A 17,507-nucleotide genomic window follows, 5' to 3' on the forward strand; every position below is an offset into this window, starting at 1 on the left:
GAGCGGCCGGCCGTCCGGAGACGGCGGGCCGGGTGGGGTCCGGGTCAGGCGGTCAGGCCGAGCACCTCGGCGGCGGCCCGGCCGTTGGCGTGGCTGGCGCCGTGGGTCGCGACGAAGGCGCGCGCGCCCGCCGGCCGCCAGGCGCCCGGCCAGCCCATCTCGACCACGACGACGCGGTGCGTGACGGCCAGCGCCTCGACCAGCTCGCGCGCGCCGGGAAGCCGGTGCAGGTGCCGGCCGACCAGCACGACCGGCCGGTCCCCGGCGAGCCGCCGCAACTGCTCCGGGTCCGTCTCGCCCGCCACCGCGCGGGCCTGCTCGACTCCGGCGGTCAGGTGCGGGCCGAGCCCCCAGGGCACCCGCCCCTCGGCGATGGTGGAGGTGGCGTGCACCTGCACCACCAGGGGCGCGGTGTCGCCGGTGAGGTCGCCCTCGACGCGTACCGCCCGCAGCGCGGCGGCGTAGCCGAGGCCGTCGACGGCCGGCGGCGGAGCGTCGGCGGGGCCGGTGGCGGCGGCGAGCGCGGTGGTCCGGCCGGCGGCCTCCTCGACCCGGGCGCGCGCCAGCCGGCCGTCACCGATGGCCGCGACGATCTCGGCGGCGACCGACTCGACCAGCTCGGCGTCGACCCGGGCGCCGATGCAGAGCAGGTCCGCGCCGGCGGCCAGGGCCCGGACCGCGCCCGCGCCGACCCCGCCCGCGGCGAGCACTGCGCCCTTCATCTCCAGCGCGTCGGTGATGACCGCGCCGGCGAAGCCGTACTCGACGCGCAGCAGGTCGTGCAGGACCGCGCGGCTGAACGTGGCCGGACCGTCGCCGGTCAGCGCCGGCACCCGGATGTGCGCGGTCATCACCGCGCGGACGCCCGCGTCGACCACGGCGGCGAACGGCGGCAGGTCGCGGCCCCGCAGGACCGCCGGCGGCACGTCGACGGTGGGCAGCTCGTGGTGCGAGTCGGCGACCGTGGCGCCGTGCCCGGGGAAGTGCTTGGCGCAGGCCGCCACGCCGGTCGACTGGAGGCCGGCGACGGCTGCGGCCGAGTGGACGGCGACCCGCTTCGGGTCCGCCCCGAACGAGCGGGTGCCGATCACCGGGTTCTCGTCGGCGGTGTTCACGTCGACAGTGGGGGCGAGGTCGACCGTGATGCCGAGCGCGGCCAGCTCCGCGCCGATCGCCGCGTACACCTGGCGGGTGAGGTCGGGGTCGTCCACCGCGCCGAGCGCGGCGTTTCCGGGGTACGGGCTGCCGGTGGCGTGCGCCAGCCGGGTGACGTCGCCGCCCTCCTCGTCGATCGCGACGATCACGTCGGGGCGGCCGGCGCGCAGCGCCGCGGTGGACGCCGCCACCTGGGCCGGGTCGTGGATGTTGGTGCCGAACAGGGTGTGCCCGGCGAGCCCGTCGGCGAGCAGGTCGACCGCCCAGTCCGGCGGGACCGGTCCCGGGTACGCGGCCAGCAGCGTGCCCAGCGCGAGCCGGCGCAGTCCTGGATCCAGACCCACGAGTATCCCCTTTCCCTGCCGGGTCGTCCGACCTCTGCGGATGGGGGTGGCCGATACGCTAACGGGCACCCCTCGGCAGGCGTTTTGTGGTTAGAAAACTTTACTGAAAATTGAGGACGTTGGCATGAGTGCGACCCGGCTGCCCGGCACCCCCCGACTCCTGCGGGCGCTCAACGATCGTGCGGCGCTGGAGCTGCTGCTCGAACGCGGCCCGCTGACCCGGGCCCGGATCGGTGAGCTGACCGGGCTGTCCAAGGTCACCGCGTCCCAGCTCGTCGAGCGGCTGGAGGAGCGTGGCCTGGTCGCCCGGGTCGGCGAGCAGGCCGGCGGGCGGGGCCCGAACGCCCAGCTCTACGCCGTCCGGCCGAGCAGCGCGTACGTGGTGGGCGTGGAGGTGGGCGCGGAGCGGGTGGTGGCCGCCTGCGCCGACATCACCGGCACCGTGGCGGGCCGGGTCGAGCAGTCCACCAGGGACACCGACGACCCGGTCGGCGTGGTGCACAACGCCGTGGTCCAGGCGGCCAGCAGCGCCGGGGCGGAGCTGTCCGCCGTCCGGCGCGTCGTGCTCGGCACCCCGGGCCTGGTCGACCCGCAGACCGGCGACATCACGTTCGCGTTCAACCTGCCCCGCTGGCACAGCGGCCTGCTCGCCGCGCTGCGCGAGGACCTGGACACCCCGGTCGTGTTCGAGAACGACGTGAACCTCGCCGCCGTGGCCGAGGCGCAGTCCGGCGCGGCCCGTGGCACCGCCGACTTCGTGCTGGTCTGGGTGGACGCGGGCGTCGGCCTGGCGATCATGCTGGGCGGCCGGCTGCACCACGGCAGCAGCGGCGCGGCGGGGGAGATCGGCTACCTGCCGGTGCCCGGTGCGCCCATCCCGCGCGACGTGTCCAAGCGGGCCAAGCCGGCGTTCCAGCAGCTCGTCGGCGCCGACGCGGTGCGCGCGGTGGGCGCCGAGCACGGTTTCGCCAGCCCGGAGGCGGCCGAGCAGGGCGTCGCGGCGGCCCGGGCGGCCGAGGTGGTACGCGCGGCGATCGCGGCCGGCACCGCGGGCGGGCCGATGCTCGACGAGCTGGCCCGGCGGCTGGCGCTCGGTGTGGCGAGCACCTGCGTGGTGCTGGACCCGCCGCTCGTGGTGCTCGCCGGCGCGGTCGGGCAGGCGGGCGGGGCGGCGCTGGCCGAGCGGGTGCAGCACGAGGTCGCCGCGATCACGCTCGTGCGCCCCCGGGTGGTGACCACCGGGCTGACCGAGGAGCCGATCTTGCGGGGCGCGCTGCGTACCGCGCTGGACGCCGTACGCGACGAGGTGTTCGGCTCGACCGTCGGCTGACCACGTCGTGCACCCTGGCGCCATGTGAAGGAATCCTTCATCATGGCGCCAGGGTTCGCAAGGAGTTGCCGGAGCGTCGCTCCGGTCAGATCAGGTCGCGGCGACGGAACACCGTGAACGCGGCGGCCACCAGCGCACCGGTGAGCCCGAGCAGCACCACCAGGCCCGACGTCCACGTCAACGTGTACGAGCCGTCGCAGTAGCCGGAGATCCCCGGGCCGCAGGCGTTGCTGTCCCACAGCCGCACCTCACCGGACAGCCAGGCCGCCAGATAGCTGGACAGCATGTACCGGTCCGGCCGGCCGACCTCCAGGATCTGGAACACCAGCCGCGCCCCCAGCTCCCACACCACCACGTACGCGGCCACCGTGCCGAGCGCCGCCGACGTGTGCCGGCCCAGCGTGGCGACGGCGAACCCGAGCGCCGCGGCGAGCAGCACCAGCATCAGCCCGCGTACCCAGATCGCCGCCAGCGACGGCCAGAAGTCGCCGCCGGTCCGCCCGACCAGGCCGGACGCCTGGCCGATCAACCAGAACGCCCCGAGGTACGCCGCCGACGCCAGCACCGACAGGCCGAGCAGCCCGCCCAGCAGCGTGCCCAGCTTCGCGGCGAGCACAGTGGGCCGCCGTGGCCGCCACAGCAGCAGGTTGACCACCCCGCCCGAGTTCAGGTCGGCCCCGATGTAGGAGGCGCCGACCAGGAACCCGAACAGCGTCAGGAACGCGATCAGGAAGTAGAGCAGCGGCTCGGCCTCCTTGGCGAAGACGAAGACGCCGCTGAGGTAGTCGGCCGCGCTCGGCAGCTCCTCGATCTGGGCCGGGTCGATCTGGGCGCAGTCGCGCGGCAGGTAGTCGTTCTCGCCCGGCGGGAGCGAGCCCTCCCGGATCCGCAGGCAGCGGTCGTACGTCATCTCCATCTGGCGCACGCTCTCCGCCGCCTGGGCCTGCGCCCGGCTCAGCTCCGCCGGGCCGGGCCGGTGCGAACCGGCGAGCGTGGTCACCACTGTCACCGCGAAGGCGGCAGCCAGCAGCACCACCATGAGCTGCACGAAGCGCCGGGCGGCCAGCCGCTCCAGCTCGGCACGGACCAGGTTCACGCGTCCACCTCCCGGCTCTCCCGGACGTCGAGGTCGATCACACCGTCGTTCGGCGGTGCGCCGTCGACCTGTCGCGGCACCGCCACGTGCTCGTGGCCGCCGGTCAGCTCCAGGAAGACGCTCTCCAGGTCCGGCCGCAGCGGGACCAGCTCGCGTACCCACATGCCCTGCTCGCCGAGCGTCCGGCTGATCGTCTCCGGATCCTGCACGCCGGTCACCACCAGGTGGTCCGGCGCGACGGTCACCGACAGGCCGGCCCGGCCCAGCAACTGCCCGGCCTGCTCCGGGTCGGCCACCCGGACCCGCCACTGGTGCTGGTCGAAACCGGCGAGCACCTCCTCCACCGGCCCGTACGCGACCCGCCGCCCCCGGCTGACGATCGTCACGTGGTCACAGATCAACTGGATCTCGGCGAGGATGTGACTGGACAGCAGCACCGTCACCCCGGCCTCGGCCAGCGACCGGGTCAGGTCACGCATCTCCCGGATGCCGGCCGGGTCCAGCCCGTTCGCCGGTTCGTCCAGGATCAGCAGCTCCGGGTTCTTCAGCAGGGCCGACGCGACCGCCAGCCGCTGCTTCATGCCCAGCGAGTAGCCCTTGACCCGCTCGTCGCCCCGGTCACGCAGCCCGACCTGCTCCAGCACCTCGTCCACCCGGGCGGTCGGCACACCACCGGCCAGGGCCAGCAGCCGCAGCGTCCGGTGGGCGGTGAAGTTGGCGAAGAACTGCGGGCTCTCCACGATCGCGCCGACCCGCCCGGCCACGTCCGCCAGATGCTCGGGTGACTCGGCGCCCAGCACGCGCATCCGCCCGGCGTCCGGCCGGACCAGCCCCAGCAACGCGCGCAGCGTGGTGGTCTTCCCGGACCCGTTCGGCCCCAGGAAGCCGTGCACCTGGCCCGCCTCGACCAGCATGTCGAAACCGTCGACGGCGATCCGGCGCCCCTGGCGCAGCGTGTGGAACGTCTTGCGGAGGCCGGCGATCTCGATGACCGCGCTCATCCGCGCGCCTCCCGGCAGCGGTCGGGCATGGGTGTCCTTCCGGAAGCGGTGACCAACGACACGGCGCCCCACCCTATGGCGGTGGCGCCGCCCGTGGGGGGCGCCGGGCCGGGTGCGTGATTGGATGGAGCGGTGACTGGTGACCTGATCCCCGGCGCCCCGGGCGCCCCCGCCCCCTCGACCGTGGACGCGGATCTGGTGGTCAGCCTCGACGGAGTCGTCGTCAGGCGTTCCGGCACCGCGCTGGTGCACGACGTCGACTGGCGGGTCGAGCTGGACGAGCGGTGGGTGGTGCTCGGGCCGAACGGCGCGGGCAAGACCACGCTGCTCAACCTGGCCGCCGGCCGGCTGCACCCGACCAGCGGCGTCGCGCACGTGCTCGGCGAGCGCATCGGCCGTACCGACGTCAACGAGCTGCGGACCCGCATCGGCCTGTCCACCGCGACGCTCGCCGAGCGGATCCCCGCCGAGGAGCGCGTTGTCGACGTGGTGGTGACCGCCGCCTGGTCCGTGGTCGGCCGCTGGCGGGAGAGCTACGACCGCACCGACGTGGCGCGCGCCGCCGCGCTGCTGCGCCAGCTCGGCGTCGGCCACCTCACCGACCGCACGTACGGCACGCTGTCCGAGGGCGAACGCAAGCGCGTCCAGATCGCCCGCGCCCTGATGACCGACCCGGAACTGCTGCTGCTCGACGAGCCCGCCGCCGGGCTCGACCTGGGCGGGCGCGAGGACCTGGTGGCCCGGCTGGCCGAGCTGGCGTACGACCCGGACGCGCCCGCGATGGTGCTGGTCACCCACCACGTCGAGGAGATCCCGCCGGGCTTCACCCACGCGCTGCTGCTGCGCGAGGGCGGCGTGGTGGCGCAGGGGCTGCTCGCCGACGTGCTCACCGCCGACAACCTGTCGAAGACGTTCGGCCTGCCGCTGGTGGTCACGCGGTCCGGCGACCGCTGGGCCGCCCGCGCCGCCTGAGCGACGGGACGACACAGTGCCGCAGACCCGGATCGCCGTCGTCGGCAGCGCCAACATGGACCTGGTCGGCATCGGCGCCGCGCTGCCCCGGCCCGGCGAGACGGTGCTGGGCGACGACTTCGTCATGCTGCCCGGCGGCAAGGGCGCCAACCAGGCGGTCGCCGCGGTACGTGCCGGCGCGTCCTGCGTCTTCCTCGGCGCGATCGGCTCGGACTCGTTCGGCGTGACGCTGCGGGCCCGGATGACAGCGGCCGGCGTGGACACCGGCCACCTGCGGGTGGTCTACGGCCCGTCCGGCGTCGCGCTGGTCATGGTCGGCGGCGCGGGGGAGAACGCCATCCTGGTCACCCCCGGGGCGAACGCCGCGTTCACGTCGCTGACCGCCGACGAGCTCTCCGCCGTACGCGATGCGGACGTGCTGGTCGCGCAGCTGGAGGTGCCGGTCGAGACGGTGACCGAGGCGGCGCTGGCGGCCCGTTCCGCGGGCACCCGGGTGGTGCTCAACGCCGCACCGGCCCGGCCGGTGCCGGCCGAGCTGCTGGCGGCCACCGACCTGCTCGTGGTGAACGAGCCGGAGGCGCAGGCGCTGACCGGCCGCGGCCGGGACGAGCCGGCGGCGCTGCTGGACCTGGTGCCCCGGGCGGTGCTCACGCTCGGCGGCGACGGCGCCTGGTACGTCGACCGGGACCGGCCGCCGACGCACGTGCCGGCGGTGCCGGTGGACGTGGTCGACTCGACCGCCGCCGGGGACGCGTTCACCGCCGCGCTCGCCGTTGCCTGGGGCGAGGGGCGGGACCTGGCCGACGCGGTGCGCTGGGCGGCGGCCGCCGGTGCGGCGTGCGTGCGCAAGCTGGGCGCCTCGGTGGCGCTGCCGCACCGCGCGGAGATCGACGAGCTGTTCCCGGCCGGCTGAGCCTCAGCCGGCCGGTTCGTCGGTGAGGCGCTCGCCGCGGCGGCGCAGCATGCCGAGCCCGGGGATGCCGGCGACCGCGAGCTTGAGATCGCGTGTGACGTCCAGCAGGTCGTGCAGGTCCGGACCGACCCGGTCCAGCGTGGCCAGGATCGGCAGCACGTCCGAGGTGAGATGGTCCTTGAGCTTCGGCAACTCGTCGACCAGCCGGATCGCGGCGGTCACCTCCTCCGGGCTGAGCTGCTCCACGAAACGGGCCGCCATCGGCGCGGCCCGGCGCAGCGTCGCCTCGTACGCGGTCAGCAGCTCGGTCGCGACGCCCGTCGCCTTCTCGGCGGTCGCCAGCGTGCCCGCCGCGCGGGTGGTCACCGTCTCCGCCTCGGTCACCACACCGGCCGCCGTCCGGGCCACCCGGTCGGCCTCGCCGACCACGGTGGCCGCCGCCTCGGAGACCCGCTGCGCCTCGCCGACCACCACAGTCGCCGCGGCGGCCACCTCGGTCGCCGTGTCGATCGCCGCGGTGGCGGCGGCGCTGATCACCGCCACCTCGCGGACCGCCGTCTCCGCGTCGGTGAGCACCCGGTCGGTGCGGTCGAGCGTGCCCTCGATCCGGTCCACCACCCCGTCGATCCGCCGGACCAGCGCCTCCACCTGGTCGAGGACGGCGAAGGCGCGAGCGGGTACCGAGGCCACCGTGGCGGCCGAGCCGAGCGCCTGGTCCACTGCGGTACGGGTGAGGCCGAGCAGGGCGCCGGGCCGGGGAAGAGGGATCGCCATGGCATCCAGTGTGCGGCGTCGCGGCCAGTGCCGCCGGATGAGGTGGCCGCCGCGCGCCGGGCCGGCTCACCGCAGGTCGCCCTGCTCGACGGCCCGCTGCACGGCCCGGTAGATCTGCCCGAACCGCAGCGCGTCCGGCGTGCGGACCAGCATCGTTTCCCGGCCGTGGTGCTGCACCCACAGCTCGTGCACCCGGTTGCCGCGCTCGTAGGAGCGGTCCAGCCAGCCGAGCGGCACCTCCAGGAACGGGGTGAGCGCCAGACCGGCCACCACGAACGCGGCCAGGATGATCAGGGCGAGTTTCCACTCGCCGCGGTCCTGCGCGGACCAGGCCAGCGAGAGCACGCAGACCACCGCGACCAGTGGCGGCAGCGACAGCAGCAGGACCAGCACGCCGCGGCCCAGCACCCGCCCCCGGACGGCGAGCGTGGTGGTGCCGCGCGCGTGCCAGACGTACGTGACGTCGGCGAGCGCGACGACCTGCCCGCCCGCGTGGATCGCCTCCGAGGTGACCTGCACGGCGTCGTCCCGGTAATAGAGGACCATGAATCAGCCTAACCGCGCGGGGCGGCGTCGGTGATCGCGCACCGTTAGGCTGGCGGCATGACGGACCGGAACGGGGCCGGAACCAGCGGTGACGAGCAGGCGCGCAACGTCGAGGTGGTCCGGCGTTACCTGCGCACCTTCGTCACGAAGGACCTGGCCGAACTGGCCGAGGTGGTCGACGAGGACGTGGAGATCTACGGCTCGGGCACCGCGGTACGCGGCCGGCGCTACCCGGAGGCAGCGGTCTCCTCACCCGGCCTGACCGTGCTCGACCAGGAGATCCGGGAGATCTTCGCGGCCGGGGACCGGGTGGTGGTGTCGATGGCGCAGACGTACCGGCGGGAGGCGACCGGTGCGACCACGGTGCAGAGCGCGTGCAAGATGTACCGCCTGGCCGGTGGCCGGATCGTGCAGTTCTGGGGCGAGCAGGACACCTACGGCCTGTTGCGCGGGCTCGGCCTGCTGCCGGACGAGCCGATCACGTTCTGACGCGAGGCACGATCGGGCTGGCGGGCGGCACGATCGGGCGCGGCGCGCCCCGGCGCTGGCGGCAGGGCCTCCATGGCCCGCTGCACCGCCCGGTAGACCTGGCCGAAGCGCATCGCGTCGCGGGTGTGCAGCAGCCGCACCGGCCGGCCGCGCCACTGCGCCCACATCTCCATCTCCCGGCTGCCCCGGGCGTAGGAGCGGTCCAGGTGTTCGAAGAGGAAGTCCGCGAGCGGACCGACGGCGAGGCCGAGCAGCACCGAGACCCCGACGATGGCGATGGTGACCACCGCCGAACGCTGGAGCCACACGGCCAGCGCTATGCCCAGCACGGCGGCCACCAGCGGTCCGGCGAGCGCGGCCCCGATCGCGCCGCGCCCGGCGATCACCCGCCAGGAGCGGTCGCCCCGACGGTGCCACACGGTGGTCAGTTCGGCGAGCGGGTAGCTGCGCCCGTCCACCCGTACCGCGGTGGAGGTGACCTGGACGGAGCGGTCGTCGTAGTAGGTGATCATGGCCTCACTCCCGGTGGCGGGGCGGCGGCGGCTCCGGCGGCGACCTGGGGAGTCGCCGACACCACACTGTCTACCCCAACGAGGCGAGTCGTAAGGTTGGCACGCGACTTCGACGAGGAAGTGAGGGCAGCGTGGGCGAGTTCGTCAGGCTGGAAGTGAAGGACGGCATCGGCACCATCCGGCTGGAGCGGCCGCCGATGAACGCGCTCAACACCCAGGTGCAGGAGGAGCTGCGCGCCGCCGCGTCGGCGGCCACCGCCGACACCGAGGTCCGCGCCGTGATCGTGTACGGCGGCGAGAAGGTCTTCGCGGCCGGTGCGGACATCAAGGAGATGGCCGACATGTCCTACGTGGACATGGCGGAGCGCGCGGCCGACCTGTCCAGCGCGCTCGGCGCGATCGCCCGCATCCCGAAGCCGGTCGTCGCCGCGATCACCGGGTACGCGCTCGGCGGCGGCTGCGAGCTGGCGCTGGCCTGCGACTGGCGGATCGTCGCCGAGGACGCCAAGCTCGGCCAGCCGGAGATCAAGCTCGGCATCATCCCCGGCGCCGGCGGCACCCAGCGGCTGGCCCGCCTGGTCGGCCCGGCCCGCGCCAAGGATCTGATCATGACCGGGCGGATGGTCGACGCCGCCGAGGCGCTGCGGATCGGCCTGGCCGACCGGGTGGTCCCGGCCGCCGAGGTCTACGACGCCGCGGTGGCGTACGTGAAGCCGTTCCTGACCGGGCCGGTGCAGGCGCTGCGCGCGGCGAAGGCGGCTGTCGACGGCGGTCTGGACATGGACCTCACCTCGGGCCTGGCCTGGGAGAGCCAGCTCTTCGCGGCGTTGTTCGCCACCGACGACCGGCGCGAGGGCATGGCCGCGTTCGTGGAGAAGCGCAAGCCGGGCTTCACCGGTCGCTGACGCGAGAGCTGTTCACATCTGCTGTACCGGCCAGTAGCGTGACCCCGGTCGGTCGACGAAGGGGAATGGCATGACGGAGCGGATCGAGGGCCACGGGGGCGATCTGGCACTCGCGGCACTACGCGCGCACGGCGTACGGGAGATGTTCACGCTGTCCGGCGGGCACGTCTTCCCGCTCTACGACGCCGCGCACAAGGCGGATTTCCCCCTCTACGACGTGCGGCACGAGCAGTCCGCCGTGTTCGCCGCCGAGGCGGTCGCCAAGCTCCAGCGCCGCCCCGGCCTGGCCGTGCTCACCGCCGGCCCCGGCGTCACCAACGGGGTCTCCGGCCTGACCAGCGCGTTCTTCAACGCCTCGCCGGTGCTGGTGCTCGGCGGGCGGGCGCCCCAGTTCCGCTGGGGCTCGGGCAGCCTCCAGGAGATGGACCACCTGCCGCTGGTCGCGCCGGTGACCAAACACGCCGAGACGGTGTTCAGCGCCGACGACATCCCGCGCGCGGTGTCGGCGGCGCTGACCACCGCGCTCACCCCGCACCGCGGCCCGGTCTTCCTGGACTTCCCGCTGGAGGCGGTCTTCTCGGTAGGCGACGCCGACCTGCCGGCGGTCACGCCGCCGGCGCCGATCGAGCCGGACCCGGACGAGGTGGCCAAGGCGGCCCGCCTGATCGCGGGCGCGTCCCGGCCGGTGATCATCGCCGGTTCCGACGTGTACGCGGGCGACGCCGTCGAGGCGCTGCGTGCCGCCGCCGAGTCGCTGCGGGTGCCGGTGTTCACCAACGGCATGGGCCGGGGCGCGCTGCCGCCGGAGCACCCGCTCGCGTTCGCCAAGGCGCGCCGGGTCGCGCTCAAGGGCGCCGACGTGGTCGTGGTGATCGGCACCCCGCTGGACTTCCGGCTCTCCTTCGGCGACTTCGGCGACGCCCAGGTGGTGCACGTGGTGGACGCACCGAGCCAGCGGGCCGGGCACGTGCAGCCGGCCGCCGCGCCGGCCGGTGACCTGCGGCTGATCCTCGGCGCGTTCGCCGACCACACCGGTGACCGGGCCGACCACGCCGACTGGATCGCCGAACTGCGGACCGCCGAGGACGCGGCGAAGGCCCGCGACGCGGAGGAGATGGCCGCCGAGAGCGACCCGATCCGCCCGGCCCGGATCTACGGCGAGCTGCGCAAGGTGCTCGCCCCGGACGCCATCACCATCGGCGACGGCGGCGACTTCGTCTCGTACGCCGGGCGGTACCTGGAGCCCGCCCAGCCGGGCACCTGGCTCGACCCCGGGCCGTACGGGTGCCTGGGCACCGGCATGGGCTACGCGATGGGCGCCCGGGTCAGCCACCCGGACCGGCAGATCTGTGTGCTGATGGGCGACGGCGCGGCCGGCTTCTCGCTGATGGACGTGGAGTCGCTGGTCCGGCAGAAGCTGCCGGTGGTGATCGTGGTCGGCAACAACGGCATCTGGGGGCTGGAGAAGCACCCGATGCGGGCGATGTACGGCTACGACGTGGCCGCCGACCTCCAGCCCGGCCTGCGTTACGACAAGGTGGTCGAGGCGCTGGGCGGCGGGGGCGAGACGGTGGAGAAGGCCGCCGACCTCGGGCCCGCGCTGGGGCGCGCGTTCGACTCGGGCGTGCCGTACCTGGTGAACGTGCTGACCGACCCCGCGGACGCGTACCCCCGTTCGTCGAACCTGGCCTGAGACACGGCGCGTGCGGGCCGTCCGCCGGGTGACCGGCGGGCGGCCCGCTGCGCGTGTCAGACCTCGGGGCGGTCCCGGTCGTCCGGACGGCCGCGCAGCTCCTCCTCGCGGCGGCGCAGGTCCTCCTCCCACAGCCGCAGCCGTTCCTGGTCCTCGCGGCGGGACCGCTCGTCCAGCGAGGCGAGGAACTCCGGGTCGTCGTCCGGTGCGAGCGGGCGGCGGGCCGCCGGGGCGGCGGGACGGGTCGTGCCGGTGACGCCGGCGGTCCCGGCCGGGCGCTCGCGGCCCACCAGGAACCAGGCGATCGAGCCGACCAGCGGGAAGAAGAGAATGATCAGCACCCAGATCATCCGGGGCAGCGCCTTGACCTTCTCCTCGTCGGCGGAGAGGCAGCTGATCAGCGCGCACACGGCGAGGACGATCTGAACCAGGAAGAGCAGCACGTAGAGGCGGGCCATGCCCCATGATGGCTCACCGCCGCACGTCAGCGCACCCCGCCGAGCACGTGCGCCACACCGAGCACCGCCAGTCCGGCCGCACCGAGCGCGGTCAGCGGCACCGACCAGCTGTCGAACCGGCGGGGTCCGGTGCCGGTGGCCCGGTGCCACGTCACCACCAGCACGGCGAGCCAGACCAGGAGCGCCGCCCCGGTCAGCAGCGCGTCGAGGACGCGGCCGGTGAACGCCTGCCGGAGCTGGAGCAGCAGCACCGCGGTCAGCGTGAGCAGCGTCCGCCGCCAGGCCAGCCGGGTGCGCTCGGGCTGCAGTCCGGGATCTCGGGTCACCCCGCGCCGCCCAGCAGCACGGCGGCCACCAGCAGCAGCGCGCCGACCGCGACGACGAGCGCCAGCACGGCCGGGAAGCGGGACGCGGGCAGCTCCTCGTTCAGTCGCATGGCGCGTTCGGTGCGCGCCCAGTGGTCGACCGCCCGGATCGAGACGGCCGCGCCGAGCAGCAGCAACGCGATCGCGAGCGCCTCGCGCAGGTGGGCCAGGCGCAGCGGCGGGAGGAACTGGGCGGCGGCCAGCCCGCCCGCGACCAGCGCGAGCCCTGTCCGCAGCCAGGCCAGGAAGGTCCGTTCGTTCGCCAGCGAGAAGCGGTAGTCCGGCGGGATGCCGACCGAACGCAGCTCACGCGGGTCGAACCAGCTCTTGATCGACTCCCACACGCTGCCGATTATCCGCTTTGCCCCGCGCCTAGCCTGGGGGGATGACCGATCTTGACGCGCGCGAGCTGCGTGACGCCTACGACAGCCAGATCCGACCGGAGCTGCCGGACCCGCTGCCGGACGGGGTGACGGTGGAGCGCGACGGCCCGCTGTTCCGCGTGCTCGGCCTCGACCACCGGGGCTTCCTCACCTACCGGACGCTCGACGGCCTGGCCGGCGCCGAGCTGGACGCGCTCATCGCCCGGCAGGTCGAGGTCTTCCGGGCCCGGGGCGAGTCGGTCGAGTGGAAGCTCGCCGGTCACGACGAGCCGGCCGACCTGGGCGACCGGCTGCGCGCCGCCGGCTTCGTACCGGAGGACCAGGAGACCGTCGTGGTCGGCCCGGTCGCGCCGCTCGCCGCCGCCGTCCCGGTGCTCCCCGAGGGGGTACGCCTGCGCGAGGTCACCAGCCGGGCCGACCTGGAACGGATCGCGGCGATGGAGGAGGAGGTCTGGCGCACCGACCGCAGCCACCTGGTGATCGGCCTGCTCCGGGAGATCGAGGCGGACCCGCAGTCGATCACGGTGGTGGTGGCCGAGGCGGGGGAGACGGTGGTCAGTGCGGGCTGGATCCGCTACCAGCGCGGCACCGGCTTCGCCAGCCTCTGGGGCGGCTCGACGCTGCCGCAGTGGCGGAAGAAGGGCATCTACCGGGCGCTCGTGGCGTACCGGGCGCGGCTGGCACAGCAGCGCGGCAAGACGTTGCTCCAGGTGGACTGCTCGCCGGACAGCCGGCCCATCCTGGAGCGGCTCGGGCTCGTTGCGGTCACCACCTCCACGCCCTACGTCTACACTCCGTGATCATGGAACGGTTGACGGCGGACGAGCGGCTCACCCTGAAGACCGGCGCGTTCGGTGCCGTGTTCCTGGTCTCCAACGCCGTGCCCGGCGTGCTGGCCATGGTGCGGGAGAGCTTCGCCGCCTCCGGTGCGCTCGCCGAGGTGGGGGGTGTGGTCAAGGAGGCGCTGACCACCGGGCCGCTGCCGCAGCTTCCCCGGGACTCGGTCATGGAGATCGAGTCGGTGGTGCTGCCCGCGCTGGGCCGGTCGGTGGAGATCCTGCGCGCCAAGTCGCCGGACGACGTCGAGACGTACCGGTCGGTGGTGCTGGCCGCGGCGGAGCGGGTGGCGCAGGCGCACCGGGGGATCGAGCCGGCCGAGGCGGCGGCGATCGAGAAGATCCGGCAGGCGCTGGCCGAGGCGGCGTGACGGTGGTGAGTTGCGTCACTCCGGGCCGCCGGGGTGGCCATGCTACTTGCGGGTAACATTGCCTCGTGGGGAAGTGCACAGCTGCCCGCGGTTGACCCACGTTGCGTCACGCGGGAGGCTGCGCCCGTGACCGGGCGAGTGATCGCTACACCAAACAGGAGGGTCGTCGAAGCGCGATGAACATCGTCGTACTCGTCAAGCAGGTGCCCGATTCGGGCGCGGACCGCAACCTGCGTTCTGACGACAACACCGTCGACCGCGGTTCGGCGAACAACGTCATCAACGAGATGGACGAGTACGCCATCGAGGAGGCGTTGAAGATCAAGGAGGCGCACGGCGGCGAGGTCACCATCCTGACCATGGGTCCGGACCGGGCGACCGAGTCGATCCGCAAGGCGCTCTCCATGGGCCCGGACAAGGCCGTCCACGTCGTCGACGACGCCCTGCACGGCTCCTGCGCGGTGGCCACCTCGAAGGTGCTCGCCGCCGCCCTCGGGCAGCTCAACGCCGACCTGGTCATCTGCGGCGCCGAGTCGACCGACGGCCGGGTCCAGGTCATGCCGCACATGATCGCCGAGCGGCTGGGCGTGGCCGCCCTGACCGGCGCCCGCAAGCTCACCGTCGACGGCGCGAACCTGACCGTCGAGCGGCAGACCGAGGAGGGCTACGAGGTGGTCACCGCCTCCACCCCGGCCGTGGTCTCCGTCTGGGACACCATCAACGAGCCGCGCTACCCGTCCTTCAAGGGCATCATGGCCGCCAAGAAGAAGCCGGTGCAGACGCTCTCCCTGGGCGACCTGGGCGTGGCCCCGGCCGAGGTGGGCTTCGACGGCGCCACCAGCGCCGTGGTCGAGCACTCCAAGCGCCCGCCGCGCTCCGGCGGCGAGAAGATCACCGACGAGGGCGAGGGCGGCGTGAAGCTGGTCGAGTTCCTCGCCACCGAGAAGTTCGTGTGAGAGGTCACTGACATGTCTGAGGTTCTCGTCGTCGTCGAAGCCACCAAGGAATTCGGCGTCAAGAAGGTCACCCTGGAGATGCTCACCCTCGCCCGCGAGCTGGGCACCCCGAGCGCTGTCGTCCTCGGTGGCGCCGGCGCCGCCGAGGCGCTGAGCGCGAAGCTCGGCGAGTACGGCGCGGAGAAGATCTACGCCGCCGAGGGCGAGGAGATCGACGGCTACCTGGTGGCCCCCAAGGCGACGGTGGTCGCCGAGCTGGTCAAGCGCGTCCAGCCGGCCGCCGTGCTGCTCGCCTCCTCCCAGGAGGGCAAGGAGATCGCCGCCCGCCTGGCGGTCAAGCTGGACAACGGCATCCTGACCGACGTGGTCGGCCTGGCCGCCGACGGCACCGCCACCCAGGTCGCGTTCGCCGGCTCCACCATCGTCAAGTCCAAGGTCACCAAGGGCCTGCCGCTGGTCACCGTCCGGCCGAACTCGCTCAACCCGGCCCCGGCCGCGGCCACCCCGGCCGTCGAGCAGCTCACCGTGTCGGTCACCGACGCGGACAAGCTGGCCAAGGTCGTCGAGCGGGTCGCCGAGCAGAAGGGCTCCCGCCCCGAGCTGACCGAGGCGTCGGTCGTCGTCTCCGGCGGTCGCGGTGTCGGCAACGCCGACAACTTCAAGCTGGTCGAGGAGATGGCCGACCTGCTCGGCGGCGCGGTCGGCGCGTCCCGCGCGGCAGTCGACTCCGGCTACTACCCGCACCAGTTCCAGGTCGGTCAGACCGGCAAGACGGTCTCCCCGCAGCTCTACGTCGCGCTGGGCATCTCCGGCGCGATCCAGCACCGGGCCGGCATGCAGACCTCGAAGACCATCGTCGCGGTGAACAAGGACGCCGAGGCGCCGATCTTCGAGCTGGCCGACTTCGGCGTGGTCGGCGACCTGTTCAAGGTCGTCCCGCAGGCCGCCGAGGAGATCCGCAAGCGCAAGTGAGCGTCGCGTGAGAGAAGGCCGCCGCCCGGTGCACCGGGCGGCGGCCTTTCTCGTAGGGAGCTGATCGGCGGGCCGGGGAGCTGAGCCGGCCCGCCGATCAGCCCGTCAGGGTGCCCCTCAGCAGGCTGTCGCCGGAGTGGCCGGGCTTGTTGTCGTACTGCTCCGCGCTGACGTCGACCACGGTGTAGGTGCGCAGGTCGACGTTCGAGGGGATCGGCAGCAGCGCATCCCCCGAGCCGTTGCTCAGCGTACCCACGGAGAACATCTCCATCGTGTTCGGATCGATCAGCCAGACCTCGTAGTACCCCGGAACGCTCGGGAGATTCGCCACGTGCAGATGCAACCGGTTGTCACCGAGCACCCGGGCGTCGCCGGAGGCGTCCTTCGGCGTCGCGCCGAACGCGGCGAGCGGCGCGCTGGCCACCACCGGCGGCTCGGGGTCGGCCGGCTCGCCGCCGCCACCGCCGAGCACCGCGGCCGTGCCGGCCACGCCGATCACCGCGGCGGCGGTGGCGGTGACCGCCGTGGTCGCCCACCCCGGCCAGCGCCGGCTCCGCCGCGGACGACGTGCCACGACGGGTACGGCGGCCGGCTCCACCGGGTCGGCCGGGCGCGGCAGGCGCCGATCGGTCAGCGCCGGCAGTTCCTCGGCGGCCCGGATCTCGGCCACGATGCCCTGCCAGATGTGCTCCGGCGGGTCGGGCAGGTCGGCCAGGCCCTGGGTGCCGGCGCCGAGCCCGGCGACGTGCTGGAGCGACTCCATCTCGCCCCGGCAGTGGTCGCAGGTGTCCAGATGGGTGGCCTCGCCGTCAGCCGCCTCGCTCTCACCGAGCGCCAGAAAGACCAGCCGGTCGTGGTCCAGGTGCTGCACCGTCCACCTCCCATCTGCGTTTCAGGCTCTGCATGCCGCGTCTGATGTGACTCTTGACGGTGCCGAGCGGCACTCCGGTCACCGCCGCGATCTGCTGGTGTGTCAGGTCGTCGTAGAACGCCAGCTCCAGCATCCGGCGTTGTTCGTCGGGGAGCCGGGCCAGTTCGTCGGCGACCACCAGCCGGTCGACCACGGTGTCCGGGTCGGGGCCGGTGGAGACCGGCTCCGGCAGTTGCTTCACCGTCTCGACCACCCGGGTCTCCCGGGCCGCGGCCCGGATCCGGTCGACCACCTTGCGCCGCCCGATCCCGAGCAGCCAGCCGACCAGTGAGCCTTTCGCCGGGTCGAACGTCTCCCGGCCGAGCCAGGCGGCGACGAACGTCGCCTGGGTCACGTCCTCGGCGTCACTGCGGTTCACGAGCGTCGTGGTGGCCAGGTGCAGCACCGCCCGCCCGTACCTGTCGTACGCCTCTCGCAGGGCCGCCTCGTCGCCGTCGCGGAACCGGGTGGCGAGGTCGTCCTCGCCCGGCGGTTCGGGGCCCTGCCTGGCCGCCGTCACCGGGCG

General features: G+C 73.9%; 21 protein-coding genes. 10 read left to right on the top strand and 11 right to left on the bottom strand.

The features are described 5' to 3' along the window. Nucleotides 1–44: 44 nt before the first annotated feature. Entirely contained in the window at nt 45–1,499 is a 1,455-nt protein-coding gene (locus tag ACN27D_RS22235; RefSeq protein ID WP_421499907.1) for a glycoside hydrolase family 3 protein, read from the bottom strand. Between the two features lie 124 nt (nt 1,500–1,623). Here ACN27D_RS22235 and ACN27D_RS22240 point away from each other — a divergent pair, with 124 nt between their 5' ends. Then, on the top strand, nt 1,624–2,829 hold the full coding sequence (locus ACN27D_RS22240; protein ID WP_421499908.1) for an ROK family transcriptional regulator: 1,206 nt from the start codon (nt 1,624–1,626) through the stop codon (nt 2,827–2,829). Between the two features lie 85 nt (nt 2,830–2,914). On the opposite strand, the gene ACN27D_RS22245 is transcribed toward ACN27D_RS22240, so the two are convergent. Further along, nucleotides 2,915–3,925, bottom strand: a complete 1,011-nt coding sequence (locus tag ACN27D_RS22245; RefSeq protein ID WP_120571344.1) for an ABC transporter permease subunit — start codon at nt 3,923–3,925, stop codon at nt 2,915–2,917. Next, nucleotides 3,922–4,926 (bottom strand): ABC transporter ATP-binding protein, encoded by a 1,005-nt coding sequence (locus tag ACN27D_RS22250; protein ID WP_120571343.1) that lies wholly within the window; start codon nt 4,924–4,926, stop codon nt 3,922–3,924. Before ACN27D_RS22250 ends, ACN27D_RS22245 begins: the two co-directional genes overlap by 4 nt. A gap of 132 nt (nt 4,927–5,058) precedes the next feature. Between ACN27D_RS22250 and ACN27D_RS22255 the strand changes: the two genes are divergently transcribed. Then, nucleotides 5,059–5,898: an ABC transporter ATP-binding protein gene (locus ACN27D_RS22255; protein ID WP_393155357.1), complete on the top strand. Its 840-nt coding sequence runs from the start codon at nt 5,059–5,061 to the stop codon at nt 5,896–5,898. Between the two features lie 16 nt (nt 5,899–5,914). Next, the gene (locus ACN27D_RS22260; protein WP_350814128.1) at nt 5,915–6,811 is read left to right on the top strand and encodes a ribokinase; all 897 of its coding nucleotides are present in this window, start codon (nt 5,915–5,917) and stop codon (nt 6,809–6,811) included. 3 nt (nt 6,812–6,814) lie between these two features. Here ACN27D_RS22260 and ACN27D_RS22265 read toward each other — a convergent pair whose 3' ends face one another. Next, the gene (locus tag ACN27D_RS22265) at nt 6,815–7,585 is read right to left on the bottom strand and encodes a hypothetical protein (RefSeq protein ID WP_421499909.1); all 771 of its coding nucleotides are present in this window, start codon (nt 7,583–7,585) and stop codon (nt 6,815–6,817) included. A gap of 66 nt (nt 7,586–7,651) precedes the next feature. Further along, entirely contained in the window at nt 7,652–8,131 is a 480-nt protein-coding gene (locus ACN27D_RS22270) for a DUF6232 family protein (protein ID WP_018786214.1), read from the bottom strand. 57 nt (nt 8,132–8,188) lie between these two features. Here ACN27D_RS22270 and ACN27D_RS22275 point away from each other — a divergent pair, with 57 nt between their 5' ends. Further along, complete coding sequence (locus ACN27D_RS22275; protein ID WP_421499910.1) at nt 8,189–8,620, top strand: nuclear transport factor 2 family protein; 432 nt, start codon at nt 8,189–8,191, stop codon at nt 8,618–8,620. On the opposite strand, the gene ACN27D_RS22280 is transcribed toward ACN27D_RS22275, so the two are convergent. After that, on the bottom strand, nt 8,566–9,132 hold the full coding sequence (locus tag ACN27D_RS22280; protein WP_421499911.1) for a DUF6232 family protein: 567 nt from the start codon (nt 9,130–9,132) through the stop codon (nt 8,566–8,568). The two genes, ACN27D_RS22275 and ACN27D_RS22280, sit on opposite strands and share 55 nt — an antisense overlap. Nucleotides 9,133–9,263: 131 nt before the next feature. Here ACN27D_RS22280 and ACN27D_RS22285 point away from each other — a divergent pair, with 131 nt between their 5' ends. Together ACN27D_RS22285 and ACN27D_RS22290 are read left to right on the top strand one after the other, a co-directional pair. Further along, nucleotides 9,264–10,037, top strand: coding sequence for an enoyl-CoA hydratase/isomerase family protein (locus ACN27D_RS22285; protein ID WP_121685869.1), 774 nt, complete (start codon nt 9,264–9,266; stop codon nt 10,035–10,037). Between the two features lie 70 nt (nt 10,038–10,107). Next, nucleotides 10,108–11,730, top strand: a complete 1,623-nt coding sequence (locus ACN27D_RS22290) for an acetolactate synthase (protein WP_421499912.1) — start codon at nt 10,108–10,110, stop codon at nt 11,728–11,730. Between the two features lie 56 nt (nt 11,731–11,786). Here ACN27D_RS22290 and ACN27D_RS22295 read toward each other — a convergent pair whose 3' ends face one another. From ACN27D_RS22295 to ACN27D_RS22305, 3 genes are read right to left on the bottom strand one after another with little or no spacing between them, the layout of a single operon-like run. Then, on the bottom strand, nt 11,787–12,188 hold the full coding sequence (locus ACN27D_RS22295) for a PLD nuclease N-terminal domain-containing protein (RefSeq protein ID WP_120571335.1): 402 nt from the start codon (nt 12,186–12,188) through the stop codon (nt 11,787–11,789). Nucleotides 12,189–12,214: 26 nt separating this feature from the next. After that, nucleotides 12,215–12,514, bottom strand: coding sequence for a DUF202 domain-containing protein (locus tag ACN27D_RS22300; RefSeq protein WP_357799460.1), 300 nt, complete (start codon nt 12,512–12,514; stop codon nt 12,215–12,217). Beyond that, a complete protein-coding gene (locus ACN27D_RS22305) occupies nt 12,511–12,897 on the bottom strand; it encodes a YidH family protein (RefSeq protein WP_421499913.1) in 387 nt (128 codons plus the stop codon). The genes ACN27D_RS22300 and ACN27D_RS22305 overlap by 4 nt, the downstream gene beginning before the upstream one ends. A 41-nt stretch (nt 12,898–12,938) precedes the next feature. Here ACN27D_RS22305 and ACN27D_RS22310 point away from each other — a divergent pair, with 41 nt between their 5' ends. The 4 genes from ACN27D_RS22310 to ACN27D_RS22325 all read left to right on the top strand — a co-directional run bounded on the left by ACN27D_RS22310 (nt 12,939) and on the right by ACN27D_RS22325 (nt 16,071). Next, entirely contained in the window at nt 12,939–13,736 is a 798-nt protein-coding gene (locus ACN27D_RS22310) for a GNAT family N-acetyltransferase (protein ID WP_121685872.1), read from the top strand. Nucleotides 13,737–13,738: 2 nt separating this feature from the next. Further along, nucleotides 13,739–14,143 carry a hypothetical protein gene (locus tag ACN27D_RS22315; protein ID WP_120573938.1) on the top strand — a complete coding sequence of 135 codons (405 nt, stop codon included), beginning with the start codon at nt 13,739–13,741 and terminating at the stop codon, nt 14,141–14,143. A 176-nt stretch (nt 14,144–14,319) separates the two neighbouring features. Beyond that, nucleotides 14,320–15,099 carry an electron transfer flavoprotein subunit beta/FixA family protein gene (locus ACN27D_RS22320; protein WP_120571331.1) on the top strand — a complete coding sequence of 260 codons (780 nt, stop codon included), beginning with the start codon at nt 14,320–14,322 and terminating at the stop codon, nt 15,097–15,099. Nucleotides 15,100–15,111: 12 nt separating this feature from the next. After that, a complete protein-coding gene (locus ACN27D_RS22325; RefSeq protein ID WP_358170147.1) occupies nt 15,112–16,071 on the top strand; it encodes an electron transfer flavoprotein subunit alpha/FixB family protein in 960 nt (319 codons plus the stop codon). 97 nt (nt 16,072–16,168) lie between these two features. Here ACN27D_RS22325 and ACN27D_RS22330 read toward each other — a convergent pair whose 3' ends face one another. Then, nucleotides 16,169–16,942 carry an anti-sigma factor gene (locus tag ACN27D_RS22330; RefSeq protein ID WP_421499914.1) on the bottom strand — a complete coding sequence of 258 codons (774 nt, stop codon included), beginning with the start codon at nt 16,940–16,942 and terminating at the stop codon, nt 16,169–16,171. Further along, a complete protein-coding gene (locus tag ACN27D_RS22335; RefSeq protein ID WP_120571328.1) occupies nt 16,896–17,501 on the bottom strand; it encodes an RNA polymerase sigma factor in 606 nt (201 codons plus the stop codon). Before ACN27D_RS22335 ends, ACN27D_RS22330 begins: the two co-directional genes overlap by 47 nt. Nucleotides 17,502–17,507 lie beyond the last annotated feature (6 nt).

Origin of the sequence: Micromonospora sp. WMMD1274, from assembly GCF_049179035.1 — a bacterium.
Taxonomy (GTDB): Bacteria; Actinomycetota; Actinomycetes; order Mycobacteriales; family Micromonosporaceae; genus Micromonospora; species Micromonospora tulbaghiae.

Coding starts and splice junctions, on each gene's coding strand:
- ACN27D_RS22240 (WP_421499908.1), top strand. CDS start 1,624: ATGAGTGCGACCCGGCTGCCCGGCACCCCCCGACTCCTGCGGGCGCTC.
- ACN27D_RS22250 (WP_120571343.1), bottom strand. CDS start 4,926: ATGAGCGCGGTCATCGAGATCGCCGGCCTCCGCAAGACGTTCCACACG.
- ACN27D_RS22265 (WP_421499909.1), bottom strand. CDS start 7,585: ATGGCGATCCCTCTTCCCCGGCCCGGCGCCCTGCTCGGCCTCACCCGT.
- ACN27D_RS22270 (WP_018786214.1), bottom strand. CDS start 8,131: ATGGTCCTCTATTACCGGGACGACGCCGTGCAGGTCACCTCGGAGGCG.
- ACN27D_RS22275 (WP_421499910.1), top strand. CDS start 8,189: ATGACGGACCGGAACGGGGCCGGAACCAGCGGTGACGAGCAGGCGCGC.
- ACN27D_RS22280 (WP_421499911.1), bottom strand. CDS start 9,132: ATGATCACCTACTACGACGACCGCTCCGTCCAGGTCACCTCCACCGCG.
- ACN27D_RS22290 (WP_421499912.1), top strand. CDS start 10,108: ATGACGGAGCGGATCGAGGGCCACGGGGGCGATCTGGCACTCGCGGCA.
- ACN27D_RS22295 (WP_120571335.1), bottom strand. CDS start 12,188: ATGGCCCGCCTCTACGTGCTGCTCTTCCTGGTTCAGATCGTCCTCGCC.
- ACN27D_RS22310 (WP_121685872.1), top strand. CDS start 12,939: ATGACCGATCTTGACGCGCGCGAGCTGCGTGACGCCTACGACAGCCAG.
- ACN27D_RS22315 (WP_120573938.1), top strand. CDS start 13,739: ATGGAACGGTTGACGGCGGACGAGCGGCTCACCCTGAAGACCGGCGCG.
- ACN27D_RS22320 (WP_120571331.1), top strand. CDS start 14,320: ATGAACATCGTCGTACTCGTCAAGCAGGTGCCCGATTCGGGCGCGGAC.
- ACN27D_RS22325 (WP_358170147.1), top strand. CDS start 15,112: ATGTCTGAGGTTCTCGTCGTCGTCGAAGCCACCAAGGAATTCGGCGTC.